General features: G+C 32.8%; 22 protein-coding genes. 16 read left to right on the top strand and 6 right to left on the bottom strand.

The genetic code is table 11. The features are described from left to right. Positions 1-24: 24 nt before the first annotated feature. On the top strand, positions 25-687 hold the full coding sequence (gene msrA / locus B2U95_RS05080) for a peptide-methionine (S)-S-oxide reductase MsrA (protein ID WP_296313461.1): 663 nt from the start codon (positions 25-27) through the stop codon (positions 685-687). A gap of 485 nt (positions 688-1,172) precedes the next feature. Here the strand turns inward: msrA and B2U95_RS05085 are convergent, their stop codons facing one another. Continuing rightward, positions 1,173-1,976, bottom strand: a complete 804-nt coding sequence (locus B2U95_RS05085; RefSeq protein WP_296313462.1) for a class I SAM-dependent methyltransferase — start codon at positions 1,974-1,976, stop codon at positions 1,173-1,175. A gap of 41 nt (positions 1,977-2,017) precedes the next feature. On the opposite strand from B2U95_RS05085, the gene B2U95_RS05090 reads away from it, so the two are divergent. The 15 genes from B2U95_RS05090 (at position 2,018) to B2U95_RS05160 (ending at position 14,088) form a co-directional block, all read left to right on the top strand. Then, positions 2,018-2,692, top strand: a complete 675-nt coding sequence (locus tag B2U95_RS05090) for a hypothetical protein (protein ID WP_296313463.1) — start codon at positions 2,018-2,020, stop codon at positions 2,690-2,692. 185 nt (positions 2,693-2,877) lie between these two features. Then, entirely contained in the window at positions 2,878-4,146 is a 1,269-nt protein-coding gene (gene kynU / locus B2U95_RS05095) for a kynureninase (protein WP_296313464.1), read from the top strand. Between the two features lie 85 nt (positions 4,147-4,231). Continuing rightward, entirely contained in the window at positions 4,232-5,629 is a 1,398-nt protein-coding gene (locus tag B2U95_RS05100) for an FAD-dependent oxidoreductase (RefSeq protein ID WP_296313465.1), read from the top strand. Positions 5,630-5,712: 83 nt separating this feature from the next. Then, a complete protein-coding gene (locus tag B2U95_RS05105; protein WP_296313466.1) occupies positions 5,713-6,117 on the top strand; it encodes a RidA family protein in 405 nt (134 codons plus the stop codon). Between the two features lie 287 nt (positions 6,118-6,404). Next, positions 6,405-6,578, top strand: coding sequence for a hypothetical protein (locus tag B2U95_RS05110; RefSeq protein WP_296313467.1), 174 nt, complete (start codon positions 6,405-6,407; stop codon positions 6,576-6,578). A gap of 10 nt (positions 6,579-6,588) precedes the next feature. After that, the gene (locus tag B2U95_RS05115) at positions 6,589-6,768 is read left to right on the top strand and encodes a hypothetical protein (RefSeq protein ID WP_296313468.1); all 180 of its coding nucleotides are present in this window, start codon (positions 6,589-6,591) and stop codon (positions 6,766-6,768) included. Positions 6,769-7,053: 285 nt separating this feature from the next. After that, positions 7,054-7,758: a DUF6090 family protein gene (locus B2U95_RS05120; RefSeq protein ID WP_296313469.1), complete on the top strand. Its 705-nt coding sequence runs from the start codon at positions 7,054-7,056 to the stop codon at positions 7,756-7,758. A gap of 7 nt (positions 7,759-7,765) precedes the next feature. Beyond that, the gene (locus tag B2U95_RS05125; protein ID WP_296313470.1) at positions 7,766-8,185 is read left to right on the top strand and encodes a hypothetical protein; all 420 of its coding nucleotides are present in this window, start codon (positions 7,766-7,768) and stop codon (positions 8,183-8,185) included. A 258-nt stretch (positions 8,186-8,443) separates the two neighbouring features. Continuing rightward, the gene (locus B2U95_RS05130) at positions 8,444-9,883 is read left to right on the top strand and encodes an aldehyde dehydrogenase (protein WP_296313471.1); all 1,440 of its coding nucleotides are present in this window, start codon (positions 8,444-8,446) and stop codon (positions 9,881-9,883) included. 59 nt (positions 9,884-9,942) lie between these two features. Further along, positions 9,943-10,470: a PsbP-related protein gene (locus tag B2U95_RS05135; RefSeq protein WP_296313473.1), complete on the top strand. Its 528-nt coding sequence runs from the start codon at positions 9,943-9,945 to the stop codon at positions 10,468-10,470. After that, positions 10,471-11,253, top strand: a complete 783-nt coding sequence (locus tag B2U95_RS05140) for an SDR family oxidoreductase (protein WP_296313475.1) — start codon at positions 10,471-10,473, stop codon at positions 11,251-11,253. It abuts the gene before it with no gap. 122 nt (positions 11,254-11,375) lie between these two features. Further along, positions 11,376-11,909, top strand: coding sequence for a 3-hydroxyanthranilate 3,4-dioxygenase (locus B2U95_RS05145; RefSeq protein WP_296313476.1), 534 nt, complete (start codon positions 11,376-11,378; stop codon positions 11,907-11,909). 151 nt (positions 11,910-12,060) lie between these two features. Beyond that, positions 12,061-13,146, top strand: a complete 1,086-nt coding sequence (locus B2U95_RS05150; RefSeq protein ID WP_296313478.1) for an amidohydrolase family protein — start codon at positions 12,061-12,063, stop codon at positions 13,144-13,146. A 39-nt stretch (positions 13,147-13,185) separates the two neighbouring features. Next, positions 13,186-13,413: a hypothetical protein gene (locus B2U95_RS05155; RefSeq protein ID WP_296313480.1), complete on the top strand. Its 228-nt coding sequence runs from the start codon at positions 13,186-13,188 to the stop codon at positions 13,411-13,413. A gap of 33 nt (positions 13,414-13,446) precedes the next feature. Then, positions 13,447-14,088, top strand: a complete 642-nt coding sequence (locus B2U95_RS05160) for an O-methyltransferase (RefSeq protein ID WP_296313482.1) — start codon at positions 13,447-13,449, stop codon at positions 14,086-14,088. Between the two features lies 1 nt (position 14,089). Here the strand turns inward: B2U95_RS05160 and B2U95_RS05165 are convergent, their stop codons facing one another. The 5 genes from B2U95_RS05165 to B2U95_RS05185 all read right to left on the bottom strand — a co-directional run bounded on the left by B2U95_RS05165 (position 14,090) and on the right by B2U95_RS05185 (position 18,994). Next, positions 14,090-14,380: a Sec-independent protein translocase subunit TatA/TatB gene (locus B2U95_RS05165; RefSeq protein ID WP_296313486.1), complete on the bottom strand. Its 291-nt coding sequence runs from the start codon at positions 14,378-14,380 to the stop codon at positions 14,090-14,092. A gap of 80 nt (positions 14,381-14,460) precedes the next feature. Continuing rightward, positions 14,461-16,764: a M1 family metallopeptidase gene (locus B2U95_RS05170; RefSeq protein ID WP_296313488.1), complete on the bottom strand. Its 2,304-nt coding sequence runs from the start codon at positions 16,762-16,764 to the stop codon at positions 14,461-14,463. A 65-nt stretch (positions 16,765-16,829) separates the two neighbouring features. Beyond that, positions 16,830-17,339: a DUF6702 family protein gene (locus B2U95_RS05175; protein WP_296313489.1), complete on the bottom strand. Its 510-nt coding sequence runs from the start codon at positions 17,337-17,339 to the stop codon at positions 16,830-16,832. A gap of 46 nt (positions 17,340-17,385) precedes the next feature. After that, the gene (locus B2U95_RS05180) at positions 17,386-18,198 is read right to left on the bottom strand and encodes a hypothetical protein (RefSeq protein WP_296313491.1); all 813 of its coding nucleotides are present in this window, start codon (positions 18,196-18,198) and stop codon (positions 17,386-17,388) included. After that, complete coding sequence (locus B2U95_RS05185; RefSeq protein WP_296313492.1) at positions 18,185-18,994, bottom strand: hypothetical protein; 810 nt, start codon at positions 18,992-18,994, stop codon at positions 18,185-18,187. The genes B2U95_RS05180 and B2U95_RS05185 overlap by 14 nt, the downstream gene beginning before the upstream one ends. Positions 18,995-19,079 lie beyond the last annotated feature (85 nt).

Raw genomic sequence — 19,079 nt, forward strand, 5'->3', positions numbered from 1 at the left:
CTATTAGAAAAAGAAAAAATCACCATGAAGAAATTACTTTATATTTTAAGCATAAGCTTATTTTTTAGCTATCATAATCAGGCACAAGTCAATAAAAATCAACAAGCAATTATTGACGCTGAACCTATCGTTATTCCATTAAAGGAAGGCAAAGCAAGAGCCTATTTTGCTAGTGGTTGTTTTTGGTGTGTTGAAGCTGTATACGAAAGTGTTAAAGGAGTTGAAGAATCAATTAGCGGCTATGCAGGCGGACATTCTGAAAACCCAACCTACGAAGCGAGTAATACTGGTAGAACGGGACACGCAGAAGCTGTAGAAATTATTTATGACCCTAAAGTGGTTAGTTTCTCTACTTTAGTAGATGTTTATTTTGGATCTCAAAACCCAACACAAGTAAATGGACAAGGACCAGATCGAGGTTCTCAATACCGCTCAATTATCTTTTATCAAAATGATGCACAAAAGAAAATTATAGAAGAAAAGAAAGCTGCTTTATCTAAAGAATTAGATGCACCAATAGCAGCAGAAGTTTATCCATTTCAAAAATTTTGGGTTGGAGAAAGTTACCATCAAAACTATGAGCGCAGAAATCCTAACAATGGCTATATAAGAAATGTTTCAATACCTCGGTTAAATAAATTTAAAGCCAAGTTGCCTGAATTATTGAAGAAAGACGAAAAGCATTAAGAAACGTTTTCTTCTTTAAGAGTTTTATCAAATTAATAAAAAATGCTTATCCATATTAAACACATATTTTCAATTGCCCTACTCGTCTTATTGCATAAAAGTTTCGCACAAAAATCAATTTCAAATAAATCTGAAATGTGTGAAATAATTAAGTAAAGACTGTCAAATAAGGTTAAAAAGCTACTAATAGTTTTAATAAAGATGATCGTCGTTATTCTAAAAAGAGATTAACTCTTTAAAACTAATACGTGGAAAAATTGACAAGTTTAATACTGAAAAACTGATTGAACTAACAAAAGAATATGGTTGAATTAGTGGAGTACACATAAATCGCCCAAATTTAGATACTTGGTTTATTTTTAGACACTCTGACTCAAAATGTTTTGATCAAGTATCTAAAATGATAGAGACAGATCATAATGCTAAGCGCCTTAGTAATTGGCATTATAAACTCATAAAAAATCAATTTAAAGACGGTATACTTATCAATGTTTCTTCGTCGCCCTTATCTCAAATACCATAGGAAAAAGCTGATCTTTCATTTTATATAAGCCATTATCCTGTTTCACTAAATCCGGAAATACATCATACGGACTTTCATCATATTCATTAAGATATTCTATTTGTAATCCTGCTTCGATTAACGCGTTTACAACTTCGCTTAAGCCGTGATTCCAACCATATTCTTTACTCACCATCTTTGAGGTTTTGCTAGCATAAGTCCCTTCATATTCGTCATAAATCACGTCCTTCTTATTGTAATGGTATTTCATTTTAGACACACCATCTACATAATCAAACATCCAAACTATAGGATGAAACTCAACGATATAAAACGTACCACCAACCTTTAATCGTTCAGCAATCATTATTGCCCAAGGTTTTAAATCTGGCAACCACCCAATGGTTCCATAGCTTGTAAATACAATATCAAAGGTTTCTGATACGTATTTAGAAGTATCTAAAACATTACAGCACACAAACTCAGCTTCAAGATTTAATTCCTCATTCAATTGCTTAGCTAATTTAATGCCTTCATCACTTAAGTCAACGCCAACAGCATTAGCTCCCATCCTACTCCAACTCAAAGTATCTTGCCCAAAATGACATTGCAAATGCAATAGTGATTTTCCTTTGACATCGCCTAAAGCTTTCAACTCGTATGGCATCAAAGAGGTTTCGCCAGATTTAAAAGCGTTCATTTTATACATTTCACTTTCTGCGTGTATCCCTACCTTCTTGTTCCAAGTGTCTTTATTTACATCAAAATAATTAGTGTTCTCCTTCATCGTTGGTTAATTTTGTATGTAATTTAAAACAACTTTTTAATATGAAGTCATTATACCTTGGTTTGATTTGTCTATTACTAGTTTCAGCATGTAAATCAGAAACACCAACGACAGAAGAAATCAAAGATGCAACTATTGCCGAAAAAATAGCTAATGCACATGGTTTTGAAAATTGGAAAAATGTTGAAGAAGTAAAATTTACATTTCAAGTAGACAGAGACACCATAAAAGGTAGTAGTAGATCTTGGACTTGGTCTCCTAAAAAGGGTAGCGTTATTTTTGAAGCAAATTATGGGTCAATTGAATATACGAGAAGTCAAATGGATAGCACACACGTTGGCACTGACAAAGGTTTTATTAACGACAAGTTTTGGTTATTAGTGCCATTTCAACTCATTTGGGATGCATCTGCAAAAATCTCAGAATCTAAAAAAGCTGAAGCACCAATTAGCAAAGATGAATTAAACATGATTACCCTTTTATATTCAAATGAAGGTGGTTATACACCTGGTGATGCTTATGATATTTTTTACAGCGACGATTATTTAATTAAAGAATGGGTATTTAGAAAAAGTAACACAGAAGAACCTACAATGGCAACTACTTTTGAAAACTATAAAAACTACAACGGTATTAAAATTGCAACAGATCATAAAATGGCAGGTGGTAACTGGAATTTAAATTTTACCGACGTAAGTATAACTTTAAACAAGTAGGAGTATGTACTACTTTTATAACCTATAATGTAAGATTCGCGTCTAAAGTTTAGACTTAAAACGCATAACTTACATTTTCCGCCTCGTGCGTCTATATATATATATTCCTAGCGCTTTGTTTTCAAGGCGCTTTTTTTGTGCTTTAAAATCCTTATTTTTGTTAGCAACCGAAAAATTAATTCACTTTGTCCAATTATAAATCTGGTCTTGATTACGCTAAGCAACAAGATACTTTAGACGAATTATCAAGCTATAGACAACAGTTTCATATTCCGAAAGACAAAAACGGAAACGAACTGATTTACCTCTGCGGAAATTCGCTTGGATTACAACCCAAGTCAACGAAATACTATATAAATCAAGAACTAGAAGATTGGGCAAATCTTGGTGTAGAAGGTCATACTGATGCAAAAAACCCTTGGTTGCCTTATCATGAGTTTTTAACAGAAGCTACAGCAAAGTTAGTCGGTGCAAAACCAATTGAAGTTGTAACAATGAATTCACTAACGGCGAATCTTCATTTTATGATGGCTTCATTCTATAAACCCACAAAAGAACGTTATAAAATTGTAATTGAAAGTGATGCATTTCCTTCAGATAAGTATGCTGTAGAATCGCAATTACGCCATCATGGTTATGACGATAAAGAAGGCTTAATTCTTTGGACACCCAGAAAAGAGGAAGAAATACTAAATTATGAAGATTTAGAAGCGATTCTCGAAACACATGGTAATGAAATTGCACTCGTTATGATTGGTGGAGTTAACTACTATACTGGCCAGTTTTTCGATTTTAAACGTATTACAGATCTAGGACATAAACACGGCTGCAAAGTTGGTTTTGATTGTGCACATGGCGCAGGGAACGTAGATTTAGATTTACATAATTCTGGTGCTGATTTCGCAGTTTGGTGTACTTATAAGTATATGAACTCAGGGCCAGGAAGTTTGTCTGGTTGTTTTGTACATGAAAGACATGCCCACGATAAAACTTTAAATCGCTTTACAGGTTGGTGGAGTCACAATAAAGCGACACGCTTTAATATGCGACATGAGTTTGATGTTTTACCTGGAGCAGAAGGTTGGCAGTTAAGTAATCCTCCTATTTTGTCCATGGCAGCAATTAAAGCCTCACTAGATATGTTTAATGAAGTTGGTATGACTAAACTTCTTGAAAAATCTAAAAAACTAACAGGCTATTTTGAGTTTTTATTGAATCAATTAGGAGACGATGTCATTAGAATTATCACCCCTGAAAATCCTGATGAGCGTGGTTGTCAATTATCAATTCAAGTATTAAACGCAGATAAGTTATTACATACTAAATTAACCGAAGCTGGTGTCATTAGCGATTGGCGAGAACCAGACGTTATTAGATGTGCACCTGTGCCTTTATACAATTCGTTTGAAGATGTGTATTTAATGGTAGAAAAAATGAAAGCAATACTAAACTAGCTTGTCATTTCGTAATTGATGCGAAATCCGTTCAAGTTGAAAATAAAAGTAGATTCCTGACTACGCAGGAATAACAAGAAAAAGAATGAAAAAACAACAAAATATACTAATTATAGGAGCTGGACTCTGCGGAAGTTTACTAGCATTAAGACTAGGACAAAGAGGCTACAACGTTACCGTTTACGAAATGCGTACAGACTTACGAAAAACAGATATCTCAGCTGGTCGTTCTATCAATTTAGCCTTTTCAGATCGTGGCAATAAAGCGATTAAACTCGTTGGCATGGTAGATAAAGTAAAGCCACTTTGTATTCCAATGAATGGCCGTATGCTTCACGATAAAGAAAGCAATACCTTTTTATCAAATTACAGTGGTAGAGACCACGAATACATCAACTCTATCTCTAGAGGAGAACTTAACGCCCTACTTTTAACTGAAGCCGAAAAGCACGATAATGTCACAATTCACTTCAATAAAAAATGTAAGTCCGTTAATTTTGAAAAGACAACAGCCACGTTTCAAGATTATGAAACTAAACATGAATTTATAGAAGATGCAGATTGCATTATTGCAACAGATGGAGCAGGTTCTGCCTTAAGAAAAAGCTACTATTTAGAACGCAAATTCTTATTCAGTTTTTCGCAAGAATACTTAACACACGGCTATAAAGAATTAAGCATTTTACCAACCGAAACTGGAGATTACAAAACCTATAAAAATGCATTACATATTTGGCCAAGGGGAGACTTTATGGTTATTGCATTGCCTAATTTAGATGGTAGTTTTACAGTAACACTCTTTTTAAGTTATGCGGAAGGTGAATACAATTTCAATAATTTAACAACACCAGAGATTGTTATGGAGTTCTTCAAAAAGGAATTCCCTGATGCTTTAGCGTTAATGCCAAATCTAGTAGAAGACTTTTTTGAAAACCCAACAGCTCCATTAGGAACCGTAAAATGTTCGCCATGGCATTATAAAGGAAATACCTTACTAATGGGCGATTCTGCCCATGCAATTGTTCCTTTTTATGGCCAAGGCATGAATGCCTCTTTTGAAGATGTTGTAGAATTTGATAAAGTACTCGACCAAAATTTAGACAGTTGGGAAGCTACTTTTACAGCCTACGAAAAAAACAGAAAGAAAGATACCGACGCTATTGCAGATTTAGCTGTTGATAATTTTCATGAAATGAAGAGCCATGTTGGTCAACCCATATTTCAAGAAAAACGAAAAATTGAAATGGCGCTAGAGAAGGAATTTCCAAACGACTATTCATCAAAATATAGTTTAGTTACTTTTAATGGGCAAATTGGCTACAGAGAAGCGATGCTTAGAGGACGTGCTCAAGACAAAGCTATTTTGAATATGTTATCTGATGGTGTTATTTCAACAACTGGTGACATGAAAGCCATTTTAGATAAAGTAAAAATTGCAACTGAAGCTATTTTAGAAGACAATAAAATTGCTGGATTGAGATAAGTTGTCATACCTGCGAAGACAGGAATCCATGACATATAAAATTATTAAAACTAGATTACTGCCTGCGCAGGAATGACAGAATTATGGAAGAAAAAATAGTAACACCAAGAGGAGCATATCCACACGTAAAGCAAGTAGGCGATTTCATTTTCGTTTCAGGAACAAGTTCTCGAAGACCAGATAACACCATTGCTGGTGTGGACATCATTGACGAAATGGGAACCAAACGCTTAAATGCGGAAGTACAAACTCGAGAAGTTTTAAAAAATATAGAAGGTAATCTAGCTAAAGTAGGAGCCTCTTTAAAAGATGTGGTTGATGTTACGTCCTTTTTAGTAAACATGAATGACTTTGCAGGTTATAATAAAGCCTATGCGGAGTTCTTTGAAAAAGAAGCAGGACCAACACGCACAACCGTTGCAGTACATCAATTACCACATCCAGATTTAGTGGTTGAAATTAAAGTTATGGCTTATAAAAAACAATAGCTTTTATTCCTAGCCTTTGACTATCGCTGAGGATGAACTTTGGCAAGAATAGCATGAATAAAACTATATGTTATGTCTAACTCAAGCTAGTTACATCATAATTAGATGTTTTAAATAGAATAAACTATTTTTAATTCTTCTAATATTACCAACCTTAAACCAACCATCACTTAATCACGTTTTAATTTTAAAATGTAATTAAAATCTTTGGACATATACGTAAATCACTGCTTTCTGAAAACAAATTCTTAAAGTATTTACTCTATGCCATTGGCAAAATCATCCTTGTGTTCATTGGGATTCTGGTTGCAATTCAAATTAACAATTGTAATGAACAACGTAAAGACAACCAAACAGAAAAAAATCTTTTGATAGGTTTACAAAATGAATTCAATAATAACTTAGAAAATATTGATGCAAACATAGTCGTAAATCAAAAAAAACACAGATACTTGTTTTAGAATTACTAAAATGATTAGAGACTATACATTAGAAAAACAATCTACAGCATTAGATAGTCTTTTGGGACGTCTTGGATATATTGGAACTTTTAATGCCGGATACGGAATAACAGATGAAATTATAAATTCTGGAAAATTAGACATTTTAAAAAATGACTCACTAAGAGTGCTAATTACAACGATAATTTAATAGACTATTTTCCTTTGGCAAATGCTGAGCTTACAAAGAGTTGGGATAATGATAAAATTAAGATCTATTCAGAAAAATTTAATAATAGCATCAATTTTTTAAAACTAAACACACTTAAGTTTGAAAATGTAATTTGGTATCACAAACACAATATAGATTTTCTTACAGATAGAGATTGTGGCTTAAAAAAAACATTAATACTATTATTTTAGCTATAGAAAGAGCACTTATAGACATAAATTCATAATGATTAAATTCTTTAGACGTATTCGTAAATCAATACTCATGGAAAACAAAACAGGTAAATACTTTAAATATGCTATTGGTGAAATAGCTCTTGTAGTTATTGGTATTTTGATTGCTTTGCAGATTAACACATGGAATGAAAATAGAAAAGAAAAGTTAGAAGAGAATTTCATTTTACAAAATATTAATGATGAGTTTTCTGAAAGTAAGAAAATATTAAAAGCGACACAATTAGAATCTGTAGCTATTAAAAATGCAGGTTTTTTAATAATGGATTTGTTTGGTAAGCCTGAAGCAATTATAAACCAACGTAATGCAGACAGCCTATTATTTATGGTACTAGAAAGCGGGGAGTTTCGTCCAAATGAAAATACCATTAGTGATTTAATTCAATCGGGCAGATTAAAACTACTTCAAAATAAAAAACTTAAAACACTATTATACCAATGGCAGAAGGACTTAAAGAGTTTAACTGTAAGTTTTAATAGAGTAGAACTAAAAGTTGATAATGAACTAATACCTTATTTATCAAAAAATTATGCATTGAGGGATATTGATAAATATGGAAATTTAAATTGGAAAAAGAACTCAACGTTGCAAATAGATAAATACGAAATTTTTAACGATATTGAATTTGAGAATATTACAGATGACTATTTATATAGAGTCATTTCAGCCGAAATAAAATTGAATGAGATAGAAAACGTTATAGACGCAATATTAACCGAAACCAAATACAAATAAATTTTTGATGAACATCAAAAACTACATAAACGGCAACTTCGATAATTCCGTTAATAGTTTTAGAAAATATTGCTATGTTCTATTTTTTATCTTTTTATGCTCTTCATATGAAAACTTACAAAAGAAAATATTATCTATTGAAGTTGATGAAGCGATCATTGAAAAACCTGTAATTACTGATGAATTTAAGCTTGCGTTTTTAAATGAAATTTTAAACAATAAAGAGGACCAATATTTATATCCTTATGGGTATAAAAAACCACATCTAATATTTTATTCTTTTGAATACAAAGGAAATAAAGATGTTGCATACATTGGTGCATTAGTAAAGCCATCAACTTTGCCAGAATTTGTTAATCAATTAAAGAATAATGAAAGCTTAGATGTATATAAACTTTCAAATTACGGATTTAACATTGTAGATTAGTCAAAAATCCGTTACTACGATGATAATCATAACGAAATCATTCTTGTCTCTAAAGATTAAATTCAAAGGTTAATTACAGATAACGAAAAAGAAGGACAATTAATGTTACATAAACCAATCTTCAATAAAGAACTAAATAAAGCTTATCTTTCTATGGGTTATTTTATGTCACATGGGTATGACTTATTATACATCAAAAAAAATTATAGTTGCAAGTTTTACAAGGTTATAAGCCAAAGAGTTAATTAAGAAAATGTTATGAAAATTAAAAACTACATAAACGGAAATTTTCATAATCCAATTCAAGATAATTGGATAGACAACTACAATCCTTCTAATGGTGAGATTTATGGACAAATACCTAACTCGTCAGAAGAAGATGTTGAGAATGCATACATCGCTGCGAAATCAGCTTTCCCAAGTTGGTCACAAACTACATTAGACGAGCGCAGTCGCATTCTTATAAAGATTTCAGAATTAATAGAAGCCAACTTACAACGTTTTGCAGAAGCAGAAAGTAAAGATAACGGCAAGCCAATTGCATTAGCAAAAGCTGTAGACATTCCAAGAGCAGCAAGTAATTTTAGATTCTTCGGTAATGCTATTACGCAGTTTGCCAGTGAAAGTCATGAAAGTGTTGGTCAACAAGCCATTAATTACACTTTACGTCAACCCATTGGAGTTGTGGGCTGCATTAGTCCTTGGAATCTTCCTCTCTATCTATTTACTTGGAAAATTGCACCAGCAATAGCAGCAGGAAATTGTGTCGTTGCCAAACCAAGTGAAGTCACACCAATAACGGCTTATTTATTGGGTGAAATTTGTAATGAAGCTGGTTTACCTAAAGGTGTTTTAAATATTGTTCATGGTCTTGGAGGTTCAACAGGACAAGCTATTGTAAAACACTCCGATATTAAGGCCATTTCATTTACAGGTGGTACAGCAACTGGAGCATATATTGCCAAAGTAGCTGCTCCAATGTTTAAAAAACTATCTTTAGAATTAGGTGGAAAAAACCCAAACATCATTTTTGCAGATTGCGATTATGAAGATATGCTGAACACCACAGTACGATCTTCTTTTGCAAATCAAGGTCAGATTTGTTTATGTGGAAGTCGTATTTTCATAGAAGCATCAATCTATGAAAAGTTTAAAACGGACTTCGTTGCAAAAGTGAAAGCCTTAAAAATTGGCCATCCCTCTGAATCAGACACCAATATTGGTGCTTTAGTTTCAAGGTCTCATTTAGAGAAAGTGAAAGAATACATCACTATTGCAAAAGACGAAAACGGAATTATTTTATATGGTGGAAATGAAGTCACTGTAAAGGGGTTCGAAAATGGCTATTATTTAGAACCAACGGTTATTGAAGTGACAAACGATGAATGTCGCGTCAACCAAGAAGAGATTTTTGGCCCAGTAGTTACAATTATGCCTTTCAATTCTGAAGATGAAGTACTTCAGATGGCTAACAAAGTTAAATACGGATTATCAGCTACGCTCTGGACAAACAATTTAAAGCGTACCATGCGAATGAGTAACCAACTACAAGCAGGCATTGTTTGGGTAAACACTTGGATGATGCGCGATTTAAGAACCCCTTTTGGTGGTGTAAAAGCATCTGGAGTTGGTCGCGAAGGTGGTTTTGAAGCATTAAGATTTTTTACTGAAGCTAAGAATGTCTGTATAAAATATTAAATTTACAAAACGATTACCTGGTAAAATAAAATTAAGTATGAACCGAAAAATCAAATATCATGAAAATTAAACTAACAACACTACTGTTATTTTTTATAAGTTCAACACTTTTTGCACAAAAAGGTTGGGAGACGTTAACAAAAGACAATTATGCTGTAAGCTATCCTAAAGACTGGATATCTAGTGAACAAAAGCCTCAGCCTTCAATGGTATTCTTACTAATGTCTGATGAAAAATCGCAAAATGAAGATAAATTTAGGGAAAATATAAATCTAACCTTAGAAGATTTAACTTTACAAACACTAAGTCTCGAAGACTATTCTAAACTTTCAATAGATCAAATAACAGGTCAGATTCCAAGTGCAAAAGTTATATCTAATGAAAGCATTAAAATAGATGGTTGGGAAGCAATAGCAGTTATATGGACAGCTGATTTTGGTAATGGAATGGCTTTAAAGTTTAAGCAAATATTTCTTATCAATAATGGTAAAGCTTATATTTTAACTTTTTCATCTACTACAACCGAATATGATGAATATATTGAAGTTGGAGATAAAATTCTTAACAGTTTTAAATTAGCTAAGTAAATGAATTTAGAATTAAACAATAAATACGCATTAGTATGCGGAAGTACAGCAGGAATAGGAAAAGCCACTGCTTTAGCTCTTGCCGAAGAAGGTGTAACTATAACCTTAATTGCAAGAAATGAAGATAAGCTAAAAGCTACACTTGCTGAATTACCTCAGCATCGTAACCATGATTATATTGTTGCTGATTTTTCTAATCCTATGGAATTAAAACAAAGAGTAAGCGACTACATTTCAAAACATCATGGTTTTCATATATTAGTAAACAACACAGGCGGGCCTGCTGGTGGACCTGTGTTTTCTGCTGAAATTGAGGCATTTGAAAGCGCATTTACCCAACACTTAAAATGCAATCATGTTTTAGCACAAGCTGTTGTTCCGTTTATGAGAAGTGAAACTTTTGGGAGAATCATTAATGTAATCTCTACTTCTGTAAAACAACCTTTAGACGGACTTGGTGTAAGTAATACAATTCGCGGAGCTGTTGCCAATTGGAGCAAGACATTAGCTAACGAATTGGGTCAATTTGGTATTACTGTAAACAATGTTTTACCGGGAGCGACTGGCACAGAGCGATTAACCGAAATTATAAAAAACAAATCTGCCAAAACTGGTAAAACTGAAGAGGAAGCTGCAAATGCAATGAAAAATGCAGTACCAGCAAAACGCTTTGCAAAACCTGAAGAGTTAGCCGCTGCTATTACATTTTTAGCGAGCGAGCGCGCAAGTTATATAAACGGAATTAACCTACCCGTTGATGGTGGACGCACAAAAAGTTTGTAACTTTATACGACTTGTCATTCCGCAGTTGTCCAGAAATCGAAGATTCAGCGAAAGCTAATCTAATAATTAATAAAACAAAAAGTAGATTCCTGCCTTTGCAGGAATGACAAAACAATAGAATTATGAGCCAATTATTCCCACCTATAAATTTCAAAGCTTGGATAGAGGAAAATCGTCATTTATTAAAACCACCTGTGGGCAATAAAGTCGTTTGGAAAGATGGTGATTTTATAGTCATGGTTGTTGGAGGACCAAACAGCAGAAAAGATTATCACTATAATGAAACACCTGAATTTTTCTATCAGGTTGAAGGTGACATTATTTTAAAAATTATAGATAAAGGCACACCAAAAGATATCCATATTAAAGAGGGAGAGATCTTTTTATTACCACCAAAGGTTCCGCATTCTCCGCAACGTGGTGCAAATACCGTTGGTTTAGTTATAGAATACCCAAGAGACAAAGGTGTTAAAGATGCTTTACTTTGGTTTTGCGAAAATTGTACAACCAAGTTATATGAAGAAGATTTTACAGTTGAAAATATTGAAACCGATATGCCTGTAATTTTCGATAATTATTATGGTGATACAGACAAGCGTAGTTGTCCAAATTGTAGTTCAGTAATGCAGCCACCAGAGAAAGTACAGATAGATTGATTTATTCCTAATTCCACAGGAATCTCTTAGCTGTAAATTAGTGATAGGTAATTACCAAGAATTAATATCTAAAAAAGATATTATTAACCTCTGAGATTCAATAATAATTGAAACTCTAATTAATAAGATTCCTGCCTTTGCAGGAAATAGTATGACAAAACGCAAACTAAGAATAAACGGCCACTCACACCTTCTTCCCTACCCTGAAGATATTCCTCAGTTTATGAAAGATAAAGGTATTTTCTGGGTCGATAAAGACCGTAAGTTTATGCTCCAAAAAGATTGGAATCGTCCAATCACAGATTCTAGTTTCTTTTTAGATGAAAAACTAGAATGGATGGAGCGAAACAAGCTAGATCACGCCGTAGTTTTAAATTTATCACAATTATATGGTAATGGGCTTCGGGTTGAAGAAATGAAACAAGCGTTGCGTTTTCAGAATGATTTTAATGCTAAAGTGCAAAAAAATCACCCGAGTAAGTTTACTTGTGGTTTTGTTGTACATCCTGGATTTGTTCGAGGTGCTTGTTGGGAAATTGAACGTTGTGTTGAAGAATTAGGTTTGCAACTACTATGCTTACCAACGCATTACATGGACACCATTGGAACTTGGCGTTGTATTTTTGATGAAGAAAATGAACCTATTTTCGAATTAGCTAACAAGTACAATTTAGCTATCGAAGTACACCCTTACGATGGTGAGAAATTCATAAAACTAGAAAACACCTCATGGCGATTTCATTTAATATGGATGTTAGCTCAATGTGCAGATGCCTATCATTTCTTAACATTAAACGGCTACCAAGATAAATATCCTAACATGCGAACATGTTTTGCTCACGGTGGTCAATTAGCACAAATTAACTTAGGAAGACGAATTCAAGGGTTTGACGGACGTCCAGATTTATTTGAAGGAAAAAGCCATCCTAGAAAAGCTGTAGGTCATAAAAATATATTCTTTGATACACTTGTACACGACACTGGTGGTTTAGAACTATTAATTAGAAACCAAGGTTCTAAACAAGTTTTAATGGGATTAGATGATCCTTATCCGCTTGGTGAAATGGAAAGCGAACAACAATCTTCTTATCCTGGTAAAATTTTAGACTTAGCCATAGAACGGAAAATAATAACAGAAACAGAGCGTGATGCTATTTGGGAAGACAACGTTATTCAGTGGCTGTGCGGAGATAATGAAGCTTCCAAGAAAAAACTGATTTCTAGAATACTGTCTTAAAGTTATAAATACATTTAAAAATTAATTGATACCTAAACTATGAAAAGACTCGGTGTTTATATAACATTATTCGGAGTTGCTGCTATAGCTCTTCCTTATTTTGATAGACAACTCTATATTTTATCTTGGATCGACAATTGGGGAGACGTTATATCTTGGATTATAAAAATAAGCCTTATTGTAGTTGGTACAGTTATATTTTTCTCGAATAAGTTTAAAGGAAAAGCTGTTAAACTAGATTTACCTGAGAACGATACAAACTCATAGTTTAAATTTTAATTTCTACTAATATTTATTAATATGTATTTTTTACCTGAAGTCTTAGATGACTACATTGTGGCGCATTCCGAGCAAGAACCGGATTTATTACAAAAATTAACTAGAGAAACCTATCAAAAGGTTTTACAGCCTATAATGCTAAGTGGTCCTTATCAAGGACGGGTTTTGAGCATGATATCTAAGTTAATAAATCCAAAAACAATACTAGAACTCGGAACGTTTACAGGCTACTCTACCATCTGTTTAACAGAAGGCTTACAAATTGACGGCCAAATACATACCATTGACGTGAATGAGGAGTTAGTTAATTTTCAACGTAAATACTTCGATAAATCTGGCAGAGGTCATCAAATCATTCAACATACAGGTAGTGCCATTGATATCATCCCAAAATTAGATTTAACCTTCGATTTAGTTTTTATAGATGCAGATAAACCCAACTACAGTAATTACTTCCATTTAATTATAGAAAAGCTTAATAAAGGAGGTGTTATTCTTTCTGATAATGTTTTATGGTACGGAAAAGTAGTTGAGCCGTTAGAAGAAAAAGATAAGTCTACAAAAGCTGTTTTAGAGTATAATACACTTCTTAAAACTGATAAACGTGTAGAAACAGTACTTTTACCAATAAGAGATGGCTTAACAATAAGTAGACGATTATAAACTACTTATTACGTCTTAATGATCCTGTAAAATCTTCAAGTTCATCCTTTACTTTATTTAATTCTTGTTGAATTTCTTTAGCGGCATCTGTGTCTACGATATTATTTTCTTTCGCACTTTTAGTTACTTCATGTTTAATATCGTTTGTGGCATCCTTTAGTTGGCGCATACCTTTCCCTAAACCTCTAGCTATTTCAGGAATTTTATCTGAACCAAAAACCATAACCACTATAAAAAGTATAAAGATGATTTCGGTACCTCCGATAAATAATAATGTAGTTAATTGTATCACAGTGCAAATATAGAGTGACTTTGTCTAATAAAAAAAAAGCCGACTCGTTAAAGTCGGCTTTATATTATAAAAGTAAAGAATTAATCCTTCACTTTGTTTTTGAATTTATCAAAATCATTCTCTTTAACTTCTCTAGGCCAAGAGTTATTCGAAGTATCTACATCTGCAGTCTCCAAATCTGGATCTACCATTATTGACACAATTTCTTTATCACTACCTATAGATTTAGACACCTCGGCATCATTTAATCTCCATACTTGTGCAGGATATGTAATTCTCTCTTTAGAACCATCTGAATATGTATATTCTACAATTAAAGGCATTACTAAACCACCTGGCTTATCAAATGTTATATTATAGAAATATTTAGGCGCCTTTAAGTTTTTACGCTCTTCTGGAGTAAAGTTATCCATTACGTATTCCTTAACTGTTTTAGCATTCTCGGCAACATCTTTACCTACCATTGTAGCATCATAATCTTCACTTCCTTCTTCTACGAAAAACACTAAAGGTGGTAAGTCATCTATAGAACGTCCTTGCTCTTTTAATTGATTTTTAACCGCAGTCGTTGGATTACTTGTTACCTGATATTTCTTAACCTGTTTAATACCAATATCTGTGTAATCCGTTGTGTAAAACCATCCTCTCCAAAACCAATCTAAATCTACTGCAGATGCATCTTCCATAGTACGGAAAAAATCTTCTGGTGTTGGGTGCTTAAACATCCATCTGTTTGCATATTCTCTAAAAGAATAGTCAAAAAGATCGCGACCCATAATCGTTTCTCTTAATATATTTAAACCAGTTCCTGGCTTGCTGTAAGCATTACTACCAAATTGGAATGTATTATGCCCCTTAGTCATAATTGGTGCAATAAAATCTTGATCACCACCCATATATCTTACGATATTCTTAGCCGGACCTCTACGAGAAGGGTATTTCTTGTCTTTAGGGGACAAAGCGGCTGGATACCACTCACCGAAATCTTGTTCAGCAACATACTGTACAAAAGTATTTAAACCTTCATCCATCCATGTCCATTGACGCTCGTCACTATTTACAATCATAGGAAAGAAGTTATGTCCTACTTCATGAATAATTACACTAATCATTCCGTATTTAGTTCTATCAGAAAATTTCCCTTCTTTATCAGGGCGACCAAAGTTGAAACAAATCATAGGATATTCCATTCCCATTGGTGCATGTACAGATATTGCTTTGTGATAAGGATAATCAAACGTCATACGAGAGTAGGACTTTAATGTACTTGCCACTGCATTAGTAGACCAATCTTCCCATAAAGGGTTCCCTTCTTTAGAATATAAAGATACAGCCATAACATCTTTTTTACCGATTTTTACTGCCATCATATCCCATAAAAACTTACGAGATGTAGCGAAACCAAAATCACGAACCATCTGAGCAGAAAGCTTCCAAGTCTTTTTTGACTTACTCTTCATCTTTTCTGTTTTCTCAGCTTCAGCTTGAGTTACAATCATTACTGGCTTATCAAAAGATTTTTGAGCTTGCTTAAATCGTTTCATCATATCTTTTGTAAATACTTCTGATCTATTCGTTAAATATCCTGTACCATCTAAAATGTGATCTGCTGGCACTGTAATATTCACATCAAAATCACCAAATGGTAACGCAAACTCATCACGTCCCCAAAACTGAGAATTTTGCCATCCTTCAACATCATTATATACAGCCATACGTGGATAAAATTGAGCCATTACATAAATTTTGTTATCATTTTCCTCAAAATACTCGTAACCTGAGCGACCACCTTCAGTAACGTGATTATTTATATTATACCACCATTTTATATTGAAAGAAAACTTATCTCCAGTTTTCATAGCCTTAGGCAACTCAACGCGCATCATTGTGCGGTTAATAGTGTTTGGTAAATCTTTACCATTGACACCTTTTACATGCTCAATGTTAAAACCTCTTTCCAAACCATCTTTTAAATATGTGTTAGTAAAACTAGACGCATACGTGGCTTCTTGTGGTCTTTCATTAGAAACCAAAGGAGTTTTAGAATCCTTTGCTCTCATATTTTGGTCTAACTGAACCCATAAGTATTTAAGTTCATCTGGTGAGTTATTAGTATAAGTTATGGTCTCATTTCCATATAATCTTGCCTTTTCATCATCAATTTCAATATCCATTTTATAATCAGCTTGTTGTTGATAGTAAGCTGGACCTGGTGCACCGGAGCCTGTTCTAAACATGTTTGGTGTAGAAAACTCATCATAGAGTTGTTTAAACTTGTTTTGATTGGTGTGACCTTGTTTACGTTCTGGCTTTACTTCGTCTTGTGCAAACATATTTGCTGAAACAAATAATAAAGCACATAATAAGTACTTAAAAATTTTCATGTGTGATTTTTGTCTGGTTAAAAAATGATGTCTAAATTAATGAATTATGATGTCTCTAACAGTTTTTAATTAAAGTTTAACATGCAATTGTCATTCTCTGGAGTTAGTAGAAAACTCTTATTTTTGTTCTTTAATTTTAATCGTACAATATTTTGTTGTTCTGAGATTACGTCGAACAAAACACGATTGGTGATCTTTATAGAATTAATCTCTGTTATATTTTCGATTTCTAAATAACAATAAACAATATCATCTTTATATTCTTTACCTAAGAAATTGAAATTAACTTTACTACCATTTACATTTATCATTAACTTGTTTTGTAAGTAGCGTTTCATGTAATCTTCTATAATTTTTGGCTCATTAGACTCGGTAAGCGTGATACTCTCATCATAACGTTGGCGTAGTAATTTTTCAAAATCATCAATAAAAATCTGACTTATAATCTGCAGTGAACTTTGCTCATTAGAGTATTCTACCTTAGTTACACTAATATAATATTCGTGCGTATTACTTGTATTTATAGAAAATAAAGGAGCTATTAATAAAGTAATTATTAACGTTAACGATTTCATGTTTAATTATAAAATTTACTGGTTAATTTCAAAAAGCATTCCAAAATTAATCTTTAGATACTGATTCTCTGTTTTTTTTGTAGGCTACTAATTTAGCTCTTAAAAATTCAATTGCAGTTAAGTCGTCATTTGCATCACATAAGGCTTTAAAATCTGAGTCTTCTTCGCAAAAGTAAAAGTACTCACTTTTTAAGTTTTCAGCTAGAGTATCTTTCTCGAAAATTATAGATTCGTACTCTAACCTTAAACGATTTATGCACTTAGCCCTATTATCTAGTGCTACTATTTCTTTAAGTTTTTTAGTTCTTCCACTAATTTTGTTTAGCAACTTATGAAAGTTAACTCCACCTCCTGCTCCATAACTTCCTCCACCTAAACTAAACATACTCCCAGCATCTGCATCAAATAGTTTTCGTTCATTTTGTGTTAGTGGTTTACCTGTAAAACCAGGAATTCCTAAATCATAAAAATTAATTTCTGTCTCAGCATCAGAGTTCTGAAGATCGGACTCTAAACTTCCTGTATATATTTTACCCACAACAACTTGATTAAGTTCATTTATCTGCTCCTCTAGTTGAACACTAAATTCACCTAAATCTAAAATAGATTGGGTAATAATAACCATTTTTATTTTGTATTTTAAACTAGAAATAGTTAATGTATCTGAAAGTTTAGCTGGTATTACAAAGCTTCCATCTTCATTAGAAACTGTGTATTTAATAGAAGATTTATTTAAAACATGAATGCCTTCTACGTCATCCGTTGCGATGAGTAGACCTTTAAGTTTTTTATGCTGTGCACTTAATCCTAAACAAAGAAAAAACACAACATAAAGAATAAAACATTTACTCTTTAGCACTTTGATTTTTTAGGTAAGATTTACTTAATTGGTTAATACGTTCTAAAAGTAATACTTCTTTATTGTTCTTTAATAAATCTTCATCAACACCTTCTAATTCTACATAATCAATAAAGGCCTCGACTTTATCTAATGGTATATTAAAATTAGAATGGATAAAATTGATACTATACTGATCTAGTGCTTTTCGGAATGGTGTAGCCTTAATCGCTATTTCTTTTTTAGACTTCTTTTCAACATCTACGACCTGACTGATTAAAAAACCTGCTAGATTTACAATGTTAAGCATATTTTCTACTCTTGGTTGGTATTCATCAAAAGCTGGGTTTTCTACTTTGGTTTTATAATCTGCTGAAAACTCAAAATCGGTTATGTGATCTAAACCAAAATAAATGGCATCTAAATCTGAATTATACGTTCTTACATTTTCTAAATCTGCATTTAAATTACCTGTAAGGCCATAAGGAAGCAAAACAACCTCATCTAATTTATTCACTTCTTCAACTAAAATTACAGTCATCTGCTTAGATGCAATAATTCTATCATTTATAGTTATAGTAAAGTCTCTAAACTGAAGCGCTCCAAACTCAATAACATCATTAAGCGCTACATTAAGTTTAAAATTCCCATTTACATCTGTTGTGGTACCTTTATTTGACGAACTGTTATATACGCTTACTCCTTCTTTATCTTCTGATAGAACAACTATTTTTCCGTTGACCCTAACTCTGTCAATTTCTTGACTGTATGTAGATATTGTTAAAGCGCTAAAAAGTAATAGTACTATATGTCTCATTGAATTATTTGTAAGACATAAATTTCGTGCTTAAAATCCTAATTCCATAGAAAAGGCTTGTAAATTTATGTTAAATCAGAATAAG

Source organism: Winogradskyella sp. UBA3174 (assembly GCF_002364335.1).
Classification (GTDB): domain Bacteria; phylum Bacteroidota; class Bacteroidia; order Flavobacteriales; family Flavobacteriaceae; genus Winogradskyella.

Excerpts from the sequence above, each read along its gene's own strand:
- msrA (WP_296313461.1), top strand. The coding sequence starts at position 25 with ATGAAGAAATTACTTTATATTTTAAGCATAAGCTTATTTTTTAGCTAT.
- B2U95_RS05085 (WP_296313462.1), bottom strand. The coding sequence starts at position 1,976 with ATGAAGGAGAACACTAATTATTTTGATGTAAATAAAGACACTTGGAAC.
- B2U95_RS05090 (WP_296313463.1), top strand. The coding sequence starts at position 2,018 with ATGAAGTCATTATACCTTGGTTTGATTTGTCTATTACTAGTTTCAGCA.
- B2U95_RS05100 (WP_296313465.1), top strand. The coding sequence starts at position 4,232 with ATGAAAAAACAACAAAATATACTAATTATAGGAGCTGGACTCTGCGGA.
- B2U95_RS05105 (WP_296313466.1), top strand. The coding sequence starts at position 5,713 with ATGGAAGAAAAAATAGTAACACCAAGAGGAGCATATCCACACGTAAAG.
- B2U95_RS05115 (WP_296313468.1), top strand. The coding sequence starts at position 6,589 with ATGATTAGAGACTATACATTAGAAAAACAATCTACAGCATTAGATAGT.
- B2U95_RS05120 (WP_296313469.1), top strand. The coding sequence starts at position 7,054 with ATGGAAAACAAAACAGGTAAATACTTTAAATATGCTATTGGTGAAATA.
- B2U95_RS05125 (WP_296313470.1), top strand. The coding sequence starts at position 7,766 with ATGAACATCAAAAACTACATAAACGGCAACTTCGATAATTCCGTTAAT.
- B2U95_RS05130 (WP_296313471.1), top strand. The coding sequence starts at position 8,444 with ATGAAAATTAAAAACTACATAAACGGAAATTTTCATAATCCAATTCAA.
- B2U95_RS05135 (WP_296313473.1), top strand. The coding sequence starts at position 9,943 with ATGAAAATTAAACTAACAACACTACTGTTATTTTTTATAAGTTCAACA.
- B2U95_RS05140 (WP_296313475.1), top strand. The coding sequence starts at position 10,471 with ATGAATTTAGAATTAAACAATAAATACGCATTAGTATGCGGAAGTACA.
- B2U95_RS05145 (WP_296313476.1), top strand. The coding sequence starts at position 11,376 with ATGAGCCAATTATTCCCACCTATAAATTTCAAAGCTTGGATAGAGGAA.
- B2U95_RS05150 (WP_296313478.1), top strand. The coding sequence starts at position 12,061 with ATGACAAAACGCAAACTAAGAATAAACGGCCACTCACACCTTCTTCCC.
- B2U95_RS05155 (WP_296313480.1), top strand. The coding sequence starts at position 13,186 with ATGAAAAGACTCGGTGTTTATATAACATTATTCGGAGTTGCTGCTATA.
- B2U95_RS05160 (WP_296313482.1), top strand. The coding sequence starts at position 13,447 with ATGTATTTTTTACCTGAAGTCTTAGATGACTACATTGTGGCGCATTCC.
- B2U95_RS05170 (WP_296313488.1), bottom strand. The coding sequence starts at position 16,764 with ATGAAAATTTTTAAGTACTTATTATGTGCTTTATTATTTGTTTCAGCA.
- B2U95_RS05175 (WP_296313489.1), bottom strand. The coding sequence starts at position 17,339 with ATGAAATCGTTAACGTTAATAATTACTTTATTAATAGCTCCTTTATTT.
- B2U95_RS05185 (WP_296313492.1), bottom strand. The coding sequence starts at position 18,994 with ATGAGACATATAGTACTATTACTTTTTAGCGCTTTAACAATATCTACA.